24 protein-coding genes and 1 tRNA gene are annotated in these 19640 nt (G+C 66.5%); 10 read left to right on the forward strand and 15 right to left on the reverse strand.

The features are described 5' to 3' along the window. The coding region (locus C450_RS00620) for a thioredoxin domain-containing protein (RefSeq protein ID WP_005038682.1) at positions 1-1741 on the reverse strand (1741 nt) is incomplete at its 3' end. Positions 1742-1841: 100 nt separating this feature from the next. Here C450_RS00620 and C450_RS00625 point away from each other — a divergent pair. Next, positions 1842-2339: a hypothetical protein gene (locus tag C450_RS00625; RefSeq protein WP_005038684.1), complete on the forward strand. Its 498-nt coding sequence runs from the start codon at positions 1842-1844 to the stop codon at positions 2337-2339. A 75-nt stretch (positions 2340-2414) separates the two neighbouring features. Here the strand turns inward: C450_RS00625 and C450_RS00630 are convergent, their stop codons facing one another. Next, positions 2415-2699, reverse strand: a complete 285-nt coding sequence (locus C450_RS00630; protein WP_005038685.1) for a hypothetical protein — start codon at positions 2697-2699, stop codon at positions 2415-2417. A gap of 96 nt (positions 2700-2795) precedes the next feature. On the opposite strand from C450_RS00630, the gene purD reads away from it, so the two are divergent. Next, positions 2796-4163 (forward strand): phosphoribosylamine--glycine ligase, encoded by a 1368-nt coding sequence (gene purD / locus C450_RS00635; protein ID WP_005038687.1) that lies wholly within the window; start codon positions 2796-2798, stop codon positions 4161-4163. A gap of 63 nt (positions 4164-4226) precedes the next feature. After that, positions 4227-4724, forward strand: coding sequence for an acyltransferase (locus tag C450_RS00640; RefSeq protein WP_005038688.1), 498 nt, complete (start codon positions 4227-4229; stop codon positions 4722-4724). 443 nt (positions 4725-5167) lie between these two features. Here C450_RS00640 and C450_RS00645 read toward each other — a convergent pair whose 3' ends face one another. Beyond that, positions 5168-5758 (reverse strand): mechanosensitive ion channel domain-containing protein, encoded by a 591-nt coding sequence (locus tag C450_RS00645; protein WP_206536820.1) that lies wholly within the window; start codon positions 5756-5758, stop codon positions 5168-5170. Positions 5759-5806: 48 nt separating this feature from the next. Here C450_RS00645 and C450_RS22760 point away from each other — a divergent pair, with 48 nt between their 5' ends. After that, positions 5807-5959, forward strand: coding sequence for a hypothetical protein (locus C450_RS22760; RefSeq protein WP_241430225.1), 153 nt, complete (start codon positions 5807-5809; stop codon positions 5957-5959). Here C450_RS22760 and dacZ read toward each other — a convergent pair. From dacZ to C450_RS00660, 3 genes are all read right to left on the reverse strand, one after another. Beyond that, positions 5913-6725: a diadenylate cyclase DacZ gene (gene dacZ / locus C450_RS00650; protein ID WP_005038691.1), complete on the reverse strand. Its 813-nt coding sequence runs from the start codon at positions 6723-6725 to the stop codon at positions 5913-5915. The genes C450_RS22760 and dacZ overlap by 47 nt on opposite strands. A gap of 243 nt (positions 6726-6968) precedes the next feature. After that, positions 6969-7053: transfer RNA gene (locus tag C450_RS00655), tRNA-Leu, on the reverse strand. Positions 7054-7093: 40 nt separating this feature from the next. Next, positions 7094-7615 carry an MOSC domain-containing protein gene (locus C450_RS00660; RefSeq protein WP_005038692.1) on the reverse strand — a complete coding sequence of 174 codons (522 nt, stop codon included), beginning with the start codon at positions 7613-7615 and terminating at the stop codon, positions 7094-7096. A gap of 75 nt (positions 7616-7690) precedes the next feature. Here C450_RS00660 and C450_RS00665 point away from each other — a divergent pair, with 75 nt between their 5' ends. Beyond that, positions 7691-7999 (forward strand): hypothetical protein, encoded by a 309-nt coding sequence (locus C450_RS00665; protein ID WP_005038693.1) that lies wholly within the window; start codon positions 7691-7693, stop codon positions 7997-7999. A gap of 19 nt (positions 8000-8018) precedes the next feature. Here C450_RS00665 and C450_RS00670 read toward each other — a convergent pair whose 3' ends face one another. From C450_RS00670 to C450_RS00710, 9 genes are all read right to left on the reverse strand, one after another. Further along, positions 8019-8507 (reverse strand): phosphopantetheine adenylyltransferase, encoded by a 489-nt coding sequence (locus tag C450_RS00670; protein ID WP_005038694.1) that lies wholly within the window; start codon positions 8505-8507, stop codon positions 8019-8021. A gap of 155 nt (positions 8508-8662) precedes the next feature. Continuing rightward, positions 8663-9286 carry a hypothetical protein gene (locus C450_RS00675; RefSeq protein ID WP_005038695.1) on the reverse strand — a complete coding sequence of 208 codons (624 nt, stop codon included), beginning with the start codon at positions 9284-9286 and terminating at the stop codon, positions 8663-8665. Positions 9287-9329: 43 nt separating this feature from the next. Continuing rightward, positions 9330-10451, reverse strand: a complete 1122-nt coding sequence (locus tag C450_RS00680) for a glutamate--cysteine ligase (protein ID WP_005038696.1) — start codon at positions 10449-10451, stop codon at positions 9330-9332. A gap of 347 nt (positions 10452-10798) precedes the next feature. After that, positions 10799-11566, reverse strand: a complete 768-nt coding sequence (locus tag C450_RS00685; protein WP_005038697.1) for a VOC family protein — start codon at positions 11564-11566, stop codon at positions 10799-10801. An 89-nt stretch (positions 11567-11655) separates the two neighbouring features. Then, complete coding sequence (locus C450_RS00690; protein WP_005038698.1) at positions 11656-12231, reverse strand: cysteine hydrolase family protein; 576 nt, start codon at positions 12229-12231, stop codon at positions 11656-11658. Then, a complete protein-coding gene (locus C450_RS00695) occupies positions 12228-13073 on the reverse strand; it encodes a YqcI/YcgG family protein (protein WP_005038699.1) in 846 nt (281 codons plus the stop codon). Before C450_RS00695 ends, C450_RS00690 begins: the two co-directional genes overlap by 4 nt. A 27-nt stretch (positions 13074-13100) precedes the next feature. Beyond that, positions 13101-13586, reverse strand: a complete 486-nt coding sequence (locus C450_RS00700; RefSeq protein ID WP_005038700.1) for an MOSC domain-containing protein — start codon at positions 13584-13586, stop codon at positions 13101-13103. Between the two features lie 76 nt (positions 13587-13662). Further along, positions 13663-14136, reverse strand: a complete 474-nt coding sequence (locus tag C450_RS00705; protein ID WP_005038706.1) for a TIGR04206 family protein — start codon at positions 14134-14136, stop codon at positions 13663-13665. Next, entirely contained in the window at positions 14136-15245 is a 1110-nt protein-coding gene (locus C450_RS00710; RefSeq protein WP_005038708.1) for an OBG GTPase family GTP-binding protein, read from the reverse strand. The genes C450_RS00705 and C450_RS00710 overlap by 1 nt, the downstream gene beginning before the upstream one ends. A 110-nt stretch (positions 15246-15355) precedes the next feature. On the opposite strand from C450_RS00710, the gene C450_RS00715 reads away from it, so the two are divergent. From C450_RS00715 to C450_RS00735, 5 genes are all read left to right on the forward strand, one after another. Further along, on the forward strand, positions 15356-15835 hold the full coding sequence (locus C450_RS00715; RefSeq protein ID WP_005038710.1) for a 50S ribosomal protein L11: 480 nt from the start codon (positions 15356-15358) through the stop codon (positions 15833-15835). Positions 15836-15974: 139 nt separating this feature from the next. Next, a complete protein-coding gene (locus C450_RS00720) occupies positions 15975-16613 on the forward strand; it encodes a 50S ribosomal protein L1 (RefSeq protein ID WP_005038714.1) in 639 nt (212 codons plus the stop codon). Next, complete coding sequence (locus tag C450_RS00725) at positions 16614-17684, forward strand: 50S ribosomal protein L10 (protein ID WP_005038715.1); 1071 nt, start codon at positions 16614-16616, stop codon at positions 17682-17684. It begins immediately after the preceding gene. Between the two features lie 36 nt (positions 17685-17720). Then, entirely contained in the window at positions 17721-18074 is a 354-nt protein-coding gene (gene rpl12p, locus C450_RS00730; RefSeq protein ID WP_005038717.1) for a 50S ribosomal protein P1, read from the forward strand. An 86-nt stretch (positions 18075-18160) separates the two neighbouring features. Beyond that, entirely contained in the window at positions 18161-19402 is a 1242-nt protein-coding gene (locus C450_RS00735) for a tripartite tricarboxylate transporter permease (RefSeq protein WP_005038720.1), read from the forward strand. Positions 19403-19640: the final 238 nt, after the last annotated feature.

Below are 19640 nucleotides of genomic sequence, written 5' to 3' on the forward strand. Positions count from 1 at the left end.
TAGCTGCTCGGCGAGATGGACGATCGGCGGCGAAGTGATCCAGCGCGAGCAGGACATCGACCGCTACCCCAGTGCTGGAGGGCGTCGACTGGTCGTCGAGTTCCTGGGGCCGCGCGACGAGCGACTCCCCGGTCTGTGGGGTGAAATAGAGCGTTTCCTCGTCGGAGTCCCAGAACTCCGTCTCGATCGCGCGCGCGAGATCGAGCGCGAACGCGAGGTGGTCGACCTCGCCGGTGGCCTCGTAGCAGTTGAGTGCGCCGCGCGCGAGGAACGCGTAATCCTCGAGATAGCCCTCGATCTTCACGTCCCCGTCCTTGTAGCGCCGCTGAAGGCGTCGTTTCTCGTCGTTCCAAAGGTGTTCGTGGACGAATTCGATCCCCGCGACGGCGGTGTCGGCAAAGCGCGCGTCGAGTGCGAGCCCGGCCTCGGCGAACGCCGAGATCATCAGGCCATTCCATCCAGCCAGAACCTTCTCGTCGCGTTCCGGGCGTTCGCGTTCGGCGCGCGCCGCGAACACCGCCTCGCGGGCGCGTTCGAGCTCCGCACTGACCTCTTCGGTGGTGGTGTCGTGTTCGTCCGCGAGATCCTCGATTTCGGTGCTCACCGTCAGCACCGTCTTCCCGTCTTCGAAGTTCCCTGCCTCGGTGACGCCGTAGCGCTCGCAGAACAGGTCGGCCGCGAACTCGTCGTCGACTGCGTCGTGGACTCCATTGGGTGTCCAGACGTAGAACGCTCCTTCCTCGCGCTCGCCGGACTCGTCCTCGCTCTGGGCGTCGAGCGTGCTGAAAAACCCGCCGTCGGGATGGCGAAGTTCGCGTTCGACGAATCCCAGGGTCTCGCGCGCGACCTCGGCGTAGCGCTCCGCGCCCGTCCGACGGTAGCCCGCGAGGTACGCCCGCGTGAGTTCGGCGTTGTCGTAGAGCATCTTCTCGAAGTGAGGCACCGTCCACTCGCGGTCGGTGGTGTATCGGTGGAAGCCGCCGCCGGCGTGATCCCGGAGTCCGCCCTCGCTCATCGCGTCGAGCGCCTCGTGGGCGACCTCGTCGAAACTCTCTCTCCCGGTTCGTTCGGCGGCGCGCATGAGAAGATGGAGCCGGCCTGTCTGCGGGAACTTCTGGCCGTGGCCGAATCCTCCATACTCGCGATCGGCGTTTTCGACTGCCTGCTGGGCGGCGGTTTCGAGCAGGTCGCTATCCGGGACCTCGCCTGGCTGTTCGGGCGTCGCCTCCAGTTCGCCAGCCATCGCGCCCGCCCACTGGTCGGCGCGACCCTCGATGTCCTCGCGATCGTTCTCCCACGATTCCGCGATCGAGTCGAGAAGGTCGAGGAAGCCAGGCTGACCCCGTTTCTCGTCGCGGGGGAAGTACGTCCCGACGTAGAACGGTCGGCCGTCGGGCGTGAGCCATACCGACAGCGGCCAGCCGCCCTGGCCCGAGACCATCCCACAGATCGTCTGATAGAGTCGGTCGAGATCGGGTCGCTCCTCGCGGTCGACCTTGATCGGGACGAACTCGTCGTTGAGCCGCTCGGCCACCCTCTCGTCCTCGAAGCTCTCGTCCTCCATGACGTGACACCAGTGACACGCCGAGTAGCCGATCGAGAGGAAGATCGGGACGTCGCGCTCGCGGGCGGCGTCGAGTGCGTCGTCGTCCCACGGCTGCCAGTTGACGGGGTTGTCGGCGTGCTGGCGGAGATACGGCGACTGCTCTTCGTCGAGCCGGTTTCGGTCGGTGACGCTCATGATGCGGCGTACGCACCGATCACGGGTAAACACTGGCTCGTCGTTCGCTGCGGCGTCAGCCGGCAGCAGTTTCTTTGCGGCTGCGGACCCAGCATCGAGGATGGTGGATCACATCAGCCGCGAGCAGGCAGAGGCGTGGCTCGACGAGAAGGTCGTCCAGGGGATCGAGCACGAAACCACCGACGGCGCGGCGTTCAACCTCCAACTCCAGCTCTCTCGACTCCCACTTCACGTCATCAAGGAGGAGACGTGGGGGCCGTTGCGGGTGGTCGGAGAGTGTACGTTCGACACCGATCGCGTCGCAGCGCTGGTCGAAGACGACGAGGACCGCCAGGAACTGCTCGCTCGCCTCAACCCCATCCTCGCGACCGCACCGGGGTTTTACACCTTCCTCGACACCGAGGGCGATCCGTGTGAGTTCCCCGCAGTCCACTCGATCCTGCTCGAACACCGGCTCTACCCTGACGGTGCGAGCCAGCAGGCAGTGATGGATTCGGTGATGGCGACTGCAGCCACGATGCGGTCGATCCAGAACACCGCCGCCGCGCTCCGGAATCAAGCCATCCGAACTGCGGATGCCGAGGGTACCGAGCAGTAGTGGCCGTCTCGACGGTGTCGGGGATCCACGACGGATCCAGTTCGCGGGCGGTCGGCCGACGACGAGAATTCCCTCTCAGACGCCGAGTTCGAGCGAGAGCGTCTCGATGTGGACGATTTCGTCGTCCTGGAGCATCTCGACGATCGTCTGGTGACCGGTCGGCTCCGATTCGAGCCCGGTGATCGTGACGCGGTAGCCGGCGTCGAGCGCCCCCTCGAAGAAGGCGAACGCGGTCGGTGCATCCAGATTGTGGAGGTCGACCGTCAGCGTCCCGTCGTCGAGATCGTCACGAGCGGCGGTCAGCTCGTCGGCAGCGTCTTCGAGCTTCCGATCGCCCATGTCGATGGTCACGTCTGCCATACCTGGGTGTCTCGGCGGGCAATCATAAACGTGGGGCCGGCGTGACGCGGTGTCTCGAAGGACAACGCTTAGGTCGCCCCGGTCGGCGTATCGCGCATGAGCGAGACAGTTCTGGTCGTCGGCGGCGGCGGGCGCGAGCACGCCATTGCGCGTGCCCTCGCCGACACGGACGCGACGCTGTACGCCTGTGCGACGAACCGAAATCCGGGCATCGCGGGCCTTGCCGCGGGGTTCGAGACGCTCGACACCACCACCCCGCAGGCTGTCGTCGCCTACGCCGAGGAGGTCGGGGCGACGCTCGCAGTCGTCGGGCCCGAAACACCCTTGGAGGCGGGTGTGGCCGACGCGCTCGCCGATGCCGGGGTGTTCCCATTCGGGCCGCGCGCCGAGGCGGCGCGGATCGAGACCGACAAGGCCTACCAGCGGCGGTTCATGCGCGAGCACGACGTTCCTGGCTGTCCGACGTTCGAGACGTTCGACGACATGGAGCGCGCGTGCGGGTACATCGACGACCACGACGGTGATCTCGTGGTGAAGCCCGCGGGGCTGACAGGTGGAAAGGGCGTCCGCGTGATCGGTGATCAAGTGACTCCCGCAGAAGCCAAGGAATACCTCCGCGACTCCGATTACGACCGCGTGGTGCTCGAAGAGCGCCTCGTTGGCGAGGAGTTTACTGTTCAGGCGCTGGTGGCGAACGGCGATGTCCGCACGACTCCGGCGGTTCAGGATCACAAGCGCGCCTACGAAGGCGACGAGGGGCCCAACACGGGCGGGATGGGGAGTTACTCCGACAGCGGGCCCGAACTCCCGTTCATGACCGAGGACGATTACCGCGCGGCCGTCGGGGTCGTCGAAGAGACGGTCGCAGCGCTCGACGATTATACTGGTGTGCTCTACGGGCAGTTCATGCTGACCGCCGACGGTCCGAAGGTGGTGGAGTTCAACGCGCGCTTCGGCGATCCCGAGGCGATGAACACCCTTCCGGTGCTCGACACTGGCCTTCTTTCGGTGCTCACTTCGGCGCGCGACGGTGACTCGCTGCCGACCCTCGAGTTCGCGCCGCGGGCCACGGTCTGCAAGTACGCGGTGCCCGAGGGCTACCCCACCGATCCGGATGCGGGGGCAGAGATTCAGGTCGACGAGGGTGTCGTCGAGACGATCAACCAGCGGTTCGCCGCCGATGCCGACGCCGGCGGCGGCTCGGCGGTCGCGGACGGTGGAACGTCGCCGCGAGTCGAACTCTACTACGCCAGCGTCGACGGCCGCGACGACGGGATCTACACCACCACGTCGCGGGCGTTCGCGGTAGTCGGGATCGCCGACACCATCGCAACCGCCGAGGAGATCGTCGACGAAACGCTGACCGAGGCCGGCACCGACGGGCTCCGGGTCCGCCACGACATCGGCACGACAGCGCTCGTCGAATCCCGTGTCGAGCACATGGATGAACTGCGGACCGAGTAGGTTCGTCCCGTCGCGTGCGTGGTGGTCTGCGGATTCAAGACCCCAGCGGCTGAACGGTCCGTCGTGACCGACGACACCGACTCCCGCCGGGATCGGACGACCGTGCATCCGACGCCCGGCGCGCGGAACTCGCTCCAGCACTGGCCCGAGGCGAGGTCGCTGTGGCGAATCGTTCACAACTATCTGTTCGTCCTCGTCGCGCGACTCGCACCCTTCCTCCGGGTGAAAAACTGGGCGCTCCGGCGGATCGGCGTCACGGTCGGTGAGGGGGTTTCGTGGGCGCTCGAAGCCACGCCCGACGTGTTCTGGCCCGAGCTCATCACGATCGAGGACCACGCCATCGTGGGTTACGACGCCACCCTGCTGTGTCACGAGTACCTCCAGGACGAGTACCGCACCGGCGAGGTAGTCGTCGGCGAGCGTGCGATGATCGGCGCTGGCGCGATCGTCCTGCCTGGTGTCGAGATTGGAGCCGAGGCGCGTGTGGCTGCAAACTCCCTTGTCGCCGAGGACGTGCCGCCCGGCGCGACGGTCGCTGGCGTCCCGGCGACGGAGGTGTGATAGCGGCTGCGGTGGCGGTGCGGTTGCGGTGGCTGGGTGGTTGCGGTGCGGTTCCTGGCGGATGAAGGGCGAACGAACGAAGTGAGCGAGGGCTTCGGCGGTGCTGTGCGGTGTAGTTGCGGTCCTCGGTGTCTCGACGAGCAAAGCGAGTCGAGGCTCAGGAGAGTTTACTCTCCTGGTGGATCGAGGGCGAGGCCCGCTTTGCGGGCCGAGGGCTCGGGCGGTGCTGTGTGGATGCGGCGAGCGCCAGCAGTTCTACCGTGAGCGAACGGGGAGCGAATACGACCCGTGAGCGACCGCAGGGAGCGAGCGCACCCGACGTGGTTCGAGAGAGCGAAGCTCTCCCGCCACTGAGCGGGAGCAAAGCTCCCGCGAGGTCCGAAAGAACAGCGTTCTTTCGGGATGCCGAGACGGCTTCGCCGTCTCGTAGCAAGTAAAAACGTTCAGCGGACGCGAACGACGCCCGTCCGAAAGATCCGGTGGTTCGGGATGATGAACTCCTCACCGTCGTTTTCGACGTGGGTGACGAACACGTCGACCTCCTGAACCACGCCGTGCATGTCGTCGACGCGGACCTCGTCGCCGATGGCGTAGGGTTGGTTGAGCAGGAGGTAGGTCCCTGCCGCTCCCGCCGCGAGGAGGTCCTTGCCGGCGAGACCGCCGAGGAAGACGACGCCGAAGACGTAGGCCGCGAGCAGCACGATGAGCGCGTCGTCGGCGACGCCGATCTGGCCGAGCGCGACCAGCGCCGCGATGTAGATCACGCTGTATTTCACGACTCCCGGTACCAGACCGAGCGCTCCCGTCGAGGTGAACTTGTAGTTACCCAGTCGCTCGGCGACCCGTAGCTCCGCCCGATCGGCGAGGATCAGCCCGACGATCACGATGAGCGTGGCGATAAAGAGGTCCGGCAGGAAGTCGATGAAGTCGATCAGATAGCTCTGGATGTCGAACAGCGCGGCGACGCCCAGCGCGAGCACCGCGGCGAGAACGAAGACGAACAGGCCGATCGCGAGTATGGAGGATTCGGCCACGGCCANTAGGGCGCGCTCGACGAGGATCACATCGAGGAGGGCGACGAGGTGGCGTGTGCGACCAAGCTGTTCGACGACGTGATCGACAGCGTGAGCACGAGATCGAGATTCCGGGTGAGGAGGTCCTGTACCACGGACTGGGCAAGCAGCGCCATCAGTACTCCTCCGGATCGAGTTCGAGGATCAGCTCGCCGCCCTTGAACGCCCGCACCAGTCGGTCGCTCTCGCTCAACACGACCGCGGTCGCGTTGGTGTCACGCGTGATCGATCCCGCGGCCATGTGTCGTGTCCCGAGCCCCTTCGGGATGTCGACGCCCTCCGCGCTGGGTTCGAGATAGCGGTACGCCGAGACGATCTTCCCACCGTCACTGATGACGAACGCGCCGTCGAGTCGCGAGAACTCCTTCAACATCACGTTCACGATCGGATCGCCGACGTGGACGTGGGATTTCTCGAAGGGGTTGTAGCTCAGCGGCCGGGACTTGTTCATCACCTTGCCGGCGTCGCCGATGACGAACAGCGCCCCGACCGGCTTTCCTTTCTGGCCCTTCTGCCCGAGTTCGACCGCCACGTCCAGCACGTCCCGAATCACTTCGGGATCGCCTCTGGAGTTGGTGAACAGGTCGTAGACGCCCGACTGGTCGAGGTCGCCCGCCCGCGCCCGGCTCACGCTGTCGATCACGTCGTCGAACAGCTTGGTCGCACACGCCACCTCGTCGCCCTCCTCGATGTGATCCTCGTCGAGCGCGCCCTCGATTCCGAACCGGATGCGCTCGGAGAGGTCGGCGAACTCGAGCGGGAGTTCGACGTACCGCTCCGCGCCGACCCCGTTGTCCGGCGCGACCACGATCGTCGAGATGTCCTCGACCTCCTGACACCGCTCGTAGTACGAGGAACTCGGCGAGAACAGGAGCACAGTTTCGACCTCGTCGACGATGTCACCGAGGAGGTCGCGTACAGTCGCCATTACCCGATACGGGCCGCCGGGGCCGCAAAAAGGTTTGTGACACGGCTTCGCGTACTTGGAGGCTACTTCTGACGATAGTTCGTCCACAAGCGGTTCATCAGAAAAAGTGACGCGCGGGACCGGATTCGAACCGGAGCAAGACATTCCTGCTCGCCTCGCTTCGCTCGGCTACGCGGGCTGTGACTTGCAGGGTTCAAATCGCTCCTGCTCGCTCGTTCCGTTCGCTACGCTCACTCCACTCACTGCGCGGGACCGGATTTGAACCGGCGGACCTCTACAGGACAGCGTCCTAAGCGCTGCGCCGTTGGCCTGGCTTGGCTACCCGCGCGCAGTACCGCCTTCCCGGGAGCGCAAAAAGAACCTGTCGTTTACTGGCCCGCAAGGCGGTTCTTGATCGCGTCGGCCACGCCCTCGCTGTGTTCGGCATCACTGAGGACGGCGAGTTCGTCGTCAGTGTGGATCGTTCCGTTCTCGACGACGCTCGCGCAGATCCCGCCGCGTTTGTTCTTGAGCGCGCGGGCGACACCCTCCTCGTCGGCGACCTGCTCGACGTGGGCACACGGCGGGCGTGGGCGGGTCCCCTCGAAGGTCACGTCGCCAACGGTGAACTGGCGGTTGAGAAGGTCGTGGACCGAGACGCCGCTGGTGACGACGTTCCGACGGTGTCGCCCGTCGGTGAGGTCGATGTCGAACTCCGCCTTGATCTCCTGAATGGCCTCGCGTTCGATGAATGTGACCTCGCACTCGTCCAACCCGGAGTAATAGCCCGTGCCCTTCATGTACCGATCGCCGCGCAGTCCCTGACGTTCGACGGCCTCGATCTGCTCGACTGCCTCCATCGGCTGCGATCCCTCCGGCGTGGTGTAGATCGTCTCGACGGTCGCTTGCATGGCGAACGAAGGGGAGCGGATCGGATAGACCTTCGCTTCACGAACGTTTAGGGGCCGTCGGTCCCGAGGTCAGGCATGTACCGGGCGCGTGATCGGGTCGAAAACGAAGCGTGGCTCGAGGATCTCGACGACGCTGCCGACGCGCTCGACCTCGACGCGGCCGCGCGCGAACGCGCGACCGACCTGTTCCTCTCGACGGTCCCCGACGGCGAGCGCTCGAAACCGGCGGCACTTGCGGCCAGCCTCTACGCTGGCGGGCTGATCGCGGGCGACCGGCGATCCCAGCGTGCGGTCGCGGAGGCGGTCGGCGTCGCTCGGCTCACGATCCAGCAACGCTGGCGACCGCTGCTCGACGAGGCAGGACTCGATCCGCCATCGTGGTGATTGAGACCAGTCGACAGCCTCACTCGGGTCGCGGACGCCCTTCGTGCTCAGGCGTGAGCGCTCCATATTGATCGATCTCGCCCCGGACGACTCGTGTGCTCGAAATGATGTCGCCGTCCTCGGCGTGGGCGTGATCGACCACCTCGATGTCGAGCGGGTCGAGCCCGTTCTCGCGGCGGATCTCGTTCACCCGCTCGCCGCCCGCTTCGGTTTCGGGCGAGACCACAAGCACGTCGAACTCCTCCTCGGTCGCGATTCCGGTCGGTTCGTCGAGGCGGCGGATCTCGTACGTGCGGTCGTGGCGGTCGGCGAGTGCGGCGAGCTCGGCGTCGAGGTTCTCCCGGCGTTTCTCGAACGGACGGACGTACCGCTCCTCGTGTCTGGTCTCGGCGGCGAGGTCGTCGCTGGTCAGCCCGACGGTGACGTCGCCACGCTCGAACGCGTGCTCGAACAGCCGGCGGTGGCCGTCGTGGACCGGATCGAACGTCCCGCCGAGCGCGACATCCATACCCGGCGGAGGCGTGCCCACGATTTAGTGGCTTCGACTCCACGATCGATCGGGCAATACACCCCTGGCCGGCTATCGAGCGCGCTACGCCCTCGAAGAACGATAGGTAGCTTCCAAACCACGACCGGGACTGCCGCCGACCGACGCTCGCCGCACTACTCGCTGGTGTCGTCCGACTCGTCGCCACGTGTCTCGTCGCTGGCCGGCGTCTCGTCGCTCGCTTCGTCGGCTTCCTCGACGGTGATCGTCACGGGATCGCTCCGCGAGGTGCGACGAGTCGGCTCGGAGCGTCCGTCCGGGAGCGGATCGAGGCCGAGTCTGGTGTCGAACTCGTCCCGAACCCGATCGATCATCACGCCGACGAGCTCGCTCGGCGGGATCGCGGTGTACTCGAACGCGTCGTCCTCGCTGTCCGTGGTTCGAGTGTGTCGCTCGACGACATCGTCGTCACGGAGCTCGGCGAGCATCTCACGGACCGAGTCGGGGTACAGCCCGGTGCCCGCTGCGATCTCCTCGGCGGTCGCCGACGGACGACGACGCACCTCCACGTACACCCGGGCGGCCCGATCGGTGTCGAGCGCCGTCGAGAGCAGCTCCACGATCCCCTCGTCGAACTCCTCGGTCCCCTCGCTCCGGTCGTCGTCCGTTCGATTCACCGCGTCGGTCGCGGCGCTGTTCGATCGCTGACGGTCAAGCTCCGCGCGCACGTCGTCGGGTTCGATCTCGTCGTCTGCGTTCTCGTCGCCTGTGTCGTCGGTGGGCGCGTCGTCGGCGGTCATAATCGTTTGAACCAGCCGCTCGCGGGATAAAAGACTTCCTCGCCTACAACATGAGCGCCGCACACACGGCGTCGAGACCCCCCTCACGCCGGTAACGTCGTTGGGCCGTCGCGCCGCTTTCGGCATCGAGGAGCCTGCGAATCCCCTCCACGCCGAGCCGGTCGGCCTCGCGGTCGACGACGGCTTCGAGACCGATCGTTCCGGCTCCGTCGCGATCGATGAACGTCGCGTCGTGGCCGTCACGCAGCGCGCGCCACTTGTTCTCGTCGAGGAGTTCACGCCGGAGTCCGCCGTCCCCGACTGTGTTTGCGCCGCCCCCGCTCGATCGGTACGCCGCCCAGGGGTCCGGGTCGTCCTCGTAGCGTTCGGCGAGGTCGAGCACGAGCGCGTGGGCATACTCGACGAACGCGATCACCCGTTCGGGGTCGGCCTGGCCATCGGGCGCGCGGAGCTCGACGGTGCCGTGACCGGTGTGCGGCCGGACGTCGTACCAGAGTTCGCCGCGATCGGCGATCGAGCCTTCTTCGACCATCAGCCGTTCGAACCGGGCGTACTCCTCGTAGCCCGCGAACGCGGTCGGCATCCCGGTGTTGGGGAGCCCCTCGAAGATCTTCGCGCGCGCCGACGCGAGACCGGTGTCGTACCCTTCCCAGTACGGGGAGTTCGCCGACAACGCCAGCATGATCGGCATGTACCATCGGAGCTCGTTCGCGACCCACGTCGCCTTCTCGGCGTTGTCGACCCCGACGTGGACGTGGACTCCGGCGGTGGTGTTGCGGTGCTGTGGATACCGAATCCGATCGAGCTGCGAGCGATAGCGGGGTTTCTCGGCGTGTTCGAGTTCGCGCCACCGGGCAGCGGGGTGGAGACCTGCTGCCGCGATATCGTAGCCGTGCGCCGCGGCGTACTCGACCAGAGCCTCCTGAACGGTAACGATCTGTTCGCGCGCCTCGTCGAGTCCCTCGCAGGTCGGTGTCTGCGTCTCGACGATGAACTTGAATAGCTCGTGGTCGAGACGGCCGTCGAGCACGCCGGGTGGCTCGCTCTCGTAGACGAGCTCGTCGGTGGCCGACGTGGGGCGGCCCGCGTCGTCGACGACGTAAAACTCTTCTTCGACGCCAAGCGTCCCCATCCGAGTGAAGTTCTCGGCCGAACCCACGTCCATCTCGCCCGTGATACCGGGCCACCGGATTAAAGCTGCAGGTTTTGCACCCACCTTTTGCTGCGCTCATTCGCTCCCTTCGGTCGCTCACTCGCTGGCAAAATGTGGATCAAAAGCCTCCTCCTTCCCTCCGGTCAGTCGTCGGCCCGCTCGTTCGCTCCGCTCTCTCGCGGTCGAATCACTGACTCACCGCAACCACACCGCCGAAGCCCTCGCCGCGCGCTCCCTTCGGTCGCTACTCACTCGCTTCGCTCGTTCGCGCGTCTCGCCCTTCATCCACCAGGAACGCCTCGCCGCCACGGCCGCCTCCGCACCACGACCGCACCGCCGCGGCTGCCGCACCGCAGCCGCTACGACGTGACGACTTCGATCTCGTGGCCGTCGTGGTCCTTCGTGAACGCGTACTGGTGGTCACAGGATTCGGGATCGCGGTAGTCCTCGGCGTCGCGGGTCATCAGCGTCTTCCACGCGTCGTCGAGATCGTCGGCGCGAACCGCAACGTGACCCCACGCGTCGCCCATCTCGTAGGAGCGTCCGTCGTAGTTGTAGGTGAGTTCGACGCTCATCGCCTCTTCGGCCGCGTCTTCGGGTTCGACGAAGTAATTCGCGAAGTCGTCGGACTCCCACCGTCCCCCCGGAAGCTCGTCGTACTCGAACTTCCGCGTCCAGAAGCCGAGGCTTCGGTCGGCGTCCTCGACGCGCATCATGGTGTGATCGAGACTCCAGCGCGCGCCGTGATCGCGCTGGACGATCTCGATCTCGTGGCCGTCGGGATCTTTCACGAACGCGTAGCGCCCGCCGCAGGATTCGGGGTCGCGGTAGTCCTCGACACCCTCGTCCATCAACTCGTCGTAGGCGGATTCGAGCTCCCCCTCCGGCACGCGGACCGCGATGTGGCCCCACGCGTCGCCCACCTCGTAGGAGCGTCCGTCGTGGTTGTACGTGAGTTCGAGCAGCGCGCCCTCGTCGTGGACTTCCTCCGGGCCCATGAACACGTTCGTGAACGTGTCGGCCTCCCAGCGCCCGTGTTCGACGTAATCGAGGTGGTCGCTGTACCAATCGATCGACGCTTCGAGGTCTTCGACCCGGATCATCGTGTGGTCGAGGGTTGCGTCCATGCACCGCCGTTCGCCTTCCGGAGCGAAAAGACTACTGGCGTACACCGAATGTCACGGTGGGCGGTCCCGCGGTACGATCTCGTGAAACGCTACTGCTGTCTGGGTTTCGTCGCACCGACGATTTCGTCCGTCGAGACGATCGTGGCGAACTCCCCGTCGAGATGTGCCAGCGCCGTGCGGTGGACTGTCTCAGCGTCGAACGCCTCGCCGTCGAGCGTCCGGTCGAACGTCGCCGTCGCGTCCCGGACGAGCAATACGTCGAACCGACGGTTTTCGGCCATTCGCGTCGTCGTCGACACGCAGTGGTCGGTCGTCAGACCACAGACGACGAGGTGCTCGTGTCCGCGCTCACGGAGCCACGACTCCAGATCGGTGTCGACGAACGCGCCGTTGACGCACTTCGTGAACTCGGCCTCGCCGTCACGGGGTCCGAGCCCTTCCTCGTACTGGAATCCGGGCGCGTCGCGCCGGAGTGGCGACGACGGTTCCGTCGAGTCGTGGCGGACGTGGACGATCGGACGGTCACGTTCGCGCCAGGCTGTGAGCAGTCGCACCGCGTTGCGTTCGGCGTCCGGGTTGTTGCGAGTTCCCCACGCCGGATCGGCGAACCCCTGCTGAAAATCGACGAGCACCAATACGGGCTCCCCGGCGCTATCGATCGTCATCGGACGGGATTTGGCGACGAACCGTGGGCTGCCAGCCGTCGGTCGGGACCGCGCAGTCGACCGGATTTGGGATGCTCGCGAGTGACGGTGATCGGGGGCTCTGCCGGCGCTTGCGACGAATCTTCCGACAGCATGTACTGTGGCCACTCCCGATCGCCCTCGATTCCCCAGTCGCCGAGGTCGGCGTGCGGACAGACGCCGTCGTAGCCGTCGAGACGATCCTGGATGAGGTCGCGGGCCTGCTGTCCCGCTTTCGTCTCCGCCGTCACGCCGAGGTTCTCGAACAGCGCGCGCGGCTGGAACGTGATCTCCAGTCCGATCGGGGAGTACCGGCTCTTTCGCTGCTCGTAGAACGGCGCGCGACAGGTCGGAAACATCGGCTCCCCGCCGAAGCAGAACTCCCAGTGGCGATCGTCGGGGTCGGTCGGAATCTCCTCGGGCCACGGCTCGGGATCGTGGACGTGGAGGAACTGGAGCACGTGCCAGAGGTGTTCGTGGTACTCGTGTTCCGCGAACTCCCCGTCAGGCGGCTCGAAGAACGCGACCAGCGAGGCGCGATCGTTGTGGTCGCGATAGGTGTCGACGTAGTCGAGCAGCGTCCGTCCGAGATCGAGCAGCGCGTCCTTCTCAGTCATCGAGGGGACTGCGGTGTACAGTGGCTCGCCGTTCCGGACCGACTCGGCACCGAAAAAGCAGGGAAAGGGAGTGCCGTTTCGTTCGCCCAACAGCCCGTCGCGAAAGGAGTGCCAGTGGGCGGCGACCCAGTCGGGCGCGTCCCCGCTCGCGACGCGCTGCTCGACGGTTGCCTGGTCGCGGAGCCGACCGACTACCCGGTCAGTCATGGTCGTATGCAGGTGTTCTGCGGGCTTTTATCCATCGCTTCCCGCTGATTGCCCTTTCACCGGTTCGATGGTATCGCCGGCATTGATCCGGCCGGTGGCGACGATACGACACCGAAGGCCGCCGCGATGGACGAGCGCCTCGCGGACGCCCGACGTTCCGAGATGCTGTTCCAGATACGAACACGGCTCGCAGAGTTCGACGCCGAGACACGTCGCCTCGCCGACCCGGAATCGCCGATTCACGTAGTGATTGAGTCGAACGTTCTCGGTGGTGATGTTCCGACGGTGCGCCCCCGGTTCGAGTTCGATCCCATCGTCGCGCTCGACGGCTGCGAGGGCCTCGCTCTCGATGAGCGTGAGATCGCCGCCCGTCCGCTCGGCGAACGTGCCCGTGTCGCTGAAATATCGATCGCCCCGGAGTCCGGCATCGGCGACGGCCTCGACCGCCGCGACCGACTCCGGCTCGGCCCCCTGCTCACTGGCGACGTGAATCGATCGCACGTGACCACACATACCCACTGGAGAGCCCGGTTCGTCTTATAGCTGATCGAAGCGTGTGGGTTCCCAGCGCAGTCGATGGCGAGACGGATCAGCGACGCCGCACGGCCGGCCAGTAGCACCACCACGCGATCGTGAGCACGAGCACCGGGCCGAGCGGGAGAGCGAGGCGACCGATCCCCCGTGAGAGCCCGACGGCGACGGTGGCGTGGCTCAGCCCTGTGAGGACGACCAGCCCGCCGGTCACACGCGGATCCTCGCGCCACACGACGCCGACGAGGGCGCTCGCGAGTGCCGCGAGGTAGCACCCAACGCTCACCGGCCACGCCTGGAGATATCTCGGCAGCGCCGCGAACCCGCGCGCGAATCGGAGGTAGTCGTCGAGCGGCGTGAGATGGAGCGGGTTCGCGTTGACGAGGCCAAACGAGAAGAGCAGCGTCACCTCGCTTCCGACGAGCACGGTCCACGGGACGAGGCCGAGCGCGAGTAGAACCAGCAGTCGGCGGCGCGGTGCGGGCGTGGCGGGCGAAGCGGATGCGGTGGACCCGCTGGACGCGCCGGCCATCACCGGCGCGCGACGATCCGGAGCACGTCCTCGTCTTCGAGTTCGTGGTCCGTCCCCACCTGCTGGTCGTCGTGTTTCGCGCTCGGTCCCGATAGCCGCCCGAATCGGAATCGGTCTTCGAGTTCGCCGCCAAGCTTCTCGCAGGCATCCCCGACCGTCTGGCCCGCGCGAAGCAGCAGCGGTTCCTCGTAGTCCGTCCCGCGGCCGGGCTTGTCCATGTAGATACGGATGAGGTCGAGTTGCTGCCAGATCCGTTCACGGAGCGTGTCGAGCCCTTTCTCGGCCTCGGCGCTGATGAAGATCGCGTCGTCGGGGTCGATGTCGTGGTCACGGAGATCGCTATTGACGGTTTCGAGATAGTCGGGCTCGATCAGGTCGGCCTTGTTGACCGCGACGAGCGACGGGAGATACACCCGGTTGTCGAGCACCCCATCGAGCAGGCGATCGATGTCGACTGCCTCGCTCACCGCGACATCGGCGTTGACGTAGTCGCGCTCGCGGAGCACCTCCCGGACGGTGTTCTCGTCGAGTTCGACCTCGGGGGCCATGGTGACGTCGATCCCACCCTTCCCTTTGGGGGTGATCCGGACTTTTGGGGGTCGGGTGTCGAGTCTGATCTTGTTCTGGTAGAGCTCCTTGCTGAGTTTGGCGTACGCCTGGATCTCGAACACCGAGAGCACGAACACCACGAGGTCGGCGGTCCGAATCACCGAGAGCACTTCCTGACCGCCACCCCGGCCGCCCGCCGCACCCGCGATCAGTCCGGGCACGTCGAGGAGCTGGATGTTCGCGCCCTTGTGTTTCAGCATCCCGGGGTTCACGTCGAGGGTCGTGAACTCGTAGGCCCCCACCTCGCTCTCGGCGTTGGTGAGCGCGTTCAACAGCGTGGATTTGCCGGCGCTCGGCATGCCGACGAGCGCCACGGTCGCGTCGCCGGTCTGTTCGACCGAGTAGCCCTGGCCGCCGCCCGCCGAGCTCTGATTCTCGAGCTTCTCCTTTTTCTCGGCGAGCTTCGATTTCAACCGGCCGATGTGGGCCTCGGTCGATTTGTTGTACGGGGTCTCCGTGATCTCTTCGCGGAGCTCCTCGATCTCCCCTTCGAGTCCCATCGGGTAGTGGTGAGCCGTGGGCGTCGAAAAGTCCTTCCTTCCGGGTCGGGAACGGGCCGACCGCGTGACGAAAGACAATCCTTAACCTCGCGGCGGCGGTTTCCGGAAGCATGGCTGGAACCATCGAAGTCCTCGTTCCTGGCGGGGAGGCCGATCCAGGACCGCCGCTCGGGCCGGAACTCGGTCCGACGCCGGTGGACGTGCAAGCGGTAGTCAGTGAGATCAACGACCGTACCGAAGCGTTCGACGGCACCGAAGTCCCCGTCACCGTCGAGTACGACGACGACGGCGCGTTCGAGATCGACGTGGGCGTTCCCCCGACCGCGGCGCTCGTCAAGGACGAGGCCGGTTTCGAGACCGGCTCCGGCGAACCCCAGAAGAACTTCGTCGCCGACCTCTCGGTCGATCAGGTCAAACAGATCGCCGAGCAGAAACAGTCCGACCTGCTCGCGTACGACACCGCAAACGCCGCGAAAGAAGTCGCCGGCACCTGCGTCACCCTCGGCGTCACCATCGAAGGCGAGGACGCACGCACCTTCGACGACCGGGTCGACGACGGCGAATACGACGAGACGCTCGCCGAATCGTAGCTTCCACCGACCGCCGTTGCGGATCGACTGCGGAACCGCTTCGACGGCTTTAAGGGTCGCATCGGTCTTTTCCTAACCGAGGCAGGTAGCGCCTGTTTCACGCCGTAGCAGCCACGAAGGCGTACTACGGAGGTGGATAATGGCAGATCAGGACATAGAGGAGGCCGTGACGCGCGCGCTTGACGAGGCCCCACCGCGGAACTTCAGTGAGACGGTGGACCTCGCAGTCAACCTGCGTGATCTCGACCTCAACGACCCATCGAACCGCGTCGACGAGAGTATCGTTCTTCCGGAAGGAACCGGCCAAGAGACCCGCATCGTCGTGTTCGCCGAGGGCGAGACCGCCCTCCGCGCCGAGGAGGTCGCCGACGACGTGCTCGACGGCGACGATCTCGAAGAGCTCGGCGACGATGACGACGAAGCGAAGGATCTCGCCGGCGAGACCGACTTCTTCATCGCCGAAGCGGGACTGATGCAGGACATCGGTCGCTACCTCGGGACCGTTCTCGGTCCGCGGGGGAAGATGCCGACGCCGCTCCAGCCCGACGACGACGTCGTCGAGACGATCGAGCGGATGAAAAACACCGTGCAGCTCCGGAGCCGCGACCGACGAACGTTCCACACCCGAGTCGGTGCCGACGACATGTCCGCGGCGGAGATCGGGGACAACATCGACGTCATCGTCCGGCGACTGGAGGCCGACCTCGAAAAGGGACCCCTCAACATCGATACGGTGTACGTCAAGACGACGATGGGCCCCTCGGTGGAGGTGGCCTAAATGTCCGCCGAGAGCGAGGCGGGCGACCGGCGGACCGAGGCGATCCCGGAGTGGAAGCGCGAGGAAGTCGCAGATCTCGCGGAGCTGATCGAGACCTACGAGAGCGTCGGCGTCGTCTCGATCGGCGGGATCCCGAGTCGCCAGCTCCAGGCGATGCGCCGGGAGCTCCACGGCGACGCCGAGCTTCGGGTCGCCCGGAACACCCTGCTCGTGCGCGCGCTCGACGAGGCCGGCGAGGGCATCGCGGACCTCACGAGCGAGATCGAGGGTCAGGTCGGGTTGATCGGCACTGACGAGAACCCGTTCGGACTCTATCGCCAGCTGGAGGCGTCGAAGACGCCCGCGCCGATCAACGCGGGCGAGATCGCGCCGAACGAGATCACGATCCCCGAGAGCGACACCGGCGTCGATCCCGGTCCGTTCGTCGGGGAGCTCCAGCAGGTCGGCGCGGCCGCCCGGATCATGGACGGCTCGATCCACGTCACCGAGGACTCCACAGTACTGGAGGAGGGTGAGGAGGTCTCCGGCCAGCTCGCGAACGTGCTCGGCGAACTCGGGATCGAGCCGAAGGAAGTCGGCCTCGATCTCAAGACCGTCTACGCCGACGGCATCCTGTTCGAGCCCGACGAGCTCGCGATCGACGTCGACGAGTACCGTGCGGACATCGAGGCGGCGGCCGCTCGCGCTCGAAACCTCTCGATCAACGCAGCCTATCCGACCGATCGCACGGCCGGCACGCTGCTCGGCCAGGCGAGCACCGAGGCACGGAGCCTCGGCGTCCACGCCGCGATCGAGAGCCCCGACATCGCCGACGAGCTCGTGAGCAAGGCGGACGCGCAGGTCCGTGCGCTCGCGGCCCACATCGACGACGAGGAGGCGCTCCCCGAGGAGCTCCGCGGCGTCGAGGAAACGGCTGATGCAGGCGCGGATGCGGACGCAGACGAATCGAGCGACGACGAGGCCGAGGCGGAGACCGAGCCCGATGCCGACACGGACGACGAGTCCGACGATGACGACGACGACGACGGCGACGGCGACGCGGGCGAAGGTCTCGGCGAGATGTTCGGCTGATTCGATCACGAAATCAACACTCCCAACACCACAACAATGGAATACGTTTACGCAGCACTCATCCTGAACGAGACGGACGAAGAGATCAACGAAGACAACCTGACCGACGTGCTCGACGCGGCCGGTGCGGACGTCGAGGACTCGCGCGTGAAGGCGCTCGTGGCCGCGCTCGAAGACGTCGACATCGAGGAAGCGGTCGATCAGGCCGCCGCGGTGCCCGCGGGCGGCGCTGGCGGTGCGGGCGGCGCAGCAGCCGGCGGCGCTGGCGGCGAGGCCGAGGCCGACGAGACCGAGGAAGCCGACGAAGAGGAAGCGGCCGAAGAAGCCGAAGCGGACGACGACGAGGACGACGACGCTGGCGGCGAAGGTCTCGGCGAACTCTTCGGGTAGACGCGCCCACCCAACCCACGTTTTCTTTCAGCAACCCGATAGCCGTGCGAGCGTTTACATACCGGAACGCGACCACCACGGGATGAATGGGTCCGTTCGGCGGGAGCGTCGTGGTCGCACCCGAGTCTGCACTCCCGGCACTCGGGTTCGTGCTCGGTGGGATCGCGCTCGGAACGGTGAGCGGCCTCGTGCCCGGGCTCCACGCCAACAACTTCGCGCTGCTGTTGGCGGCGGCCGCACCGCAGGTCCCGGGGCCGGCGCTGTACGTCGGGGCAGCGATGCTCGCGGCCGGCGTCACGCACACGTTTCTCGACGTGGTGCCGGCGCTCGCGCTCGGGGTGCCCGACGCCGCGATGGCGGCCTCGGCGCTGCCGGGCCATCGACTGGTGATCGAGGGCCGTGGTCGCGAGGCGCTTCGCCTGTCGGCGCTCGGGAGCGGGCTCGCGGTCGCGTTCGCGGTGCCGCTCGCGATCCCGATGACGCGGGTGATGGTGGCGGTGTACCCGACGGTGCGGGCGCATCTGCCGCTCGTCTTGGGTGGCGTCGCGGTTTTCCTCGTCGTCACCGAGCGGTCGAACGCCGCGCGGATCGGGGGTGTGCTCGCCTTCCTCCTGAGCGCGGGGCTCGGGTGGCTCACGCTCGACATCGAGCCGAGCGCGCCGCTTGCTGCGGGTGGGATGTTGATGCCGTTGTTCGCGGGGCTGTTCGGAGCACCGGTGCTGATCGAAGCACTCGACGGGGCCGGGGTGCCCGAGCAGGCCGATGCTGCCGTCACGACGCCGCGGCGCACGGTTGGGTTGACGGCGCTCGTCGGGACGGCCTCGGGCGCGATCGTCGGTTATTTGCCGGGTGTATCAGCAGCCGTCGCGGCGACGGTGACGCTGCCCGCAGTGCCAGAGGACGACGGTGCGCGTGGCTTTCTGATCGCCACGAGCGGTGTGAACACCTCTAACACAATTTTCGCGCTGTTCGCGCTCGTCGCGCTCGGATCGCCCCGGACTGGAGTGCTAGTTGCCCTCGAATCGACGGGTGTGCCACTCGATTTGCCCCTATTGCTTTCCGGGGTCGCGCTCGCGGCGGGTGTCGGGTTCGTGCTGGTGCCGTGGATCGGTGATCGGTATCTCCGGACAGTCGGCCGGATCGAGTACACCCATCTCTCGGTCGGTGTGCTCTGTCTCCTGCTCGGGATCGCGTACCTGTTCGCCGGGCCGATCGGCGTGGGTGCGTTCTGTGCGAGCGCGCTGATCGGCCTGGTTCCCGCAAAGTTCCGTGCGCGACGCGTCCACCTGATGGGAGTGTTGATGGGGCCGTTGATCCTCGGCATCTGAGTGCTGTCGCTCGTTTCGGGACGCTGTGACGGCGATAGCGGTGGCTGTGCGATGGTGGTCGAGTCATGCGGAGGCGGTGGCTGTGCGGTGGCGGAGGCAGTAGGAAGCCACGCGGCCACGTTTATCGCGGCCTCACGGGGAGGGGCGGGGGCTTCAGCGCGTGCCGCCACGAGGCGCGTAGCGCCTCGGCCCGTGCGAACGGGCACGAAGCGCCCGTGAGCAGACGCGACAGCGCGGG

The organism is Halococcus salifodinae DSM 8989 (assembly GCF_000336935.1).
Classification (GTDB): domain Archaea; phylum Halobacteriota; class Halobacteria; order Halobacteriales; family Halococcaceae; genus Halococcus; species Halococcus salifodinae.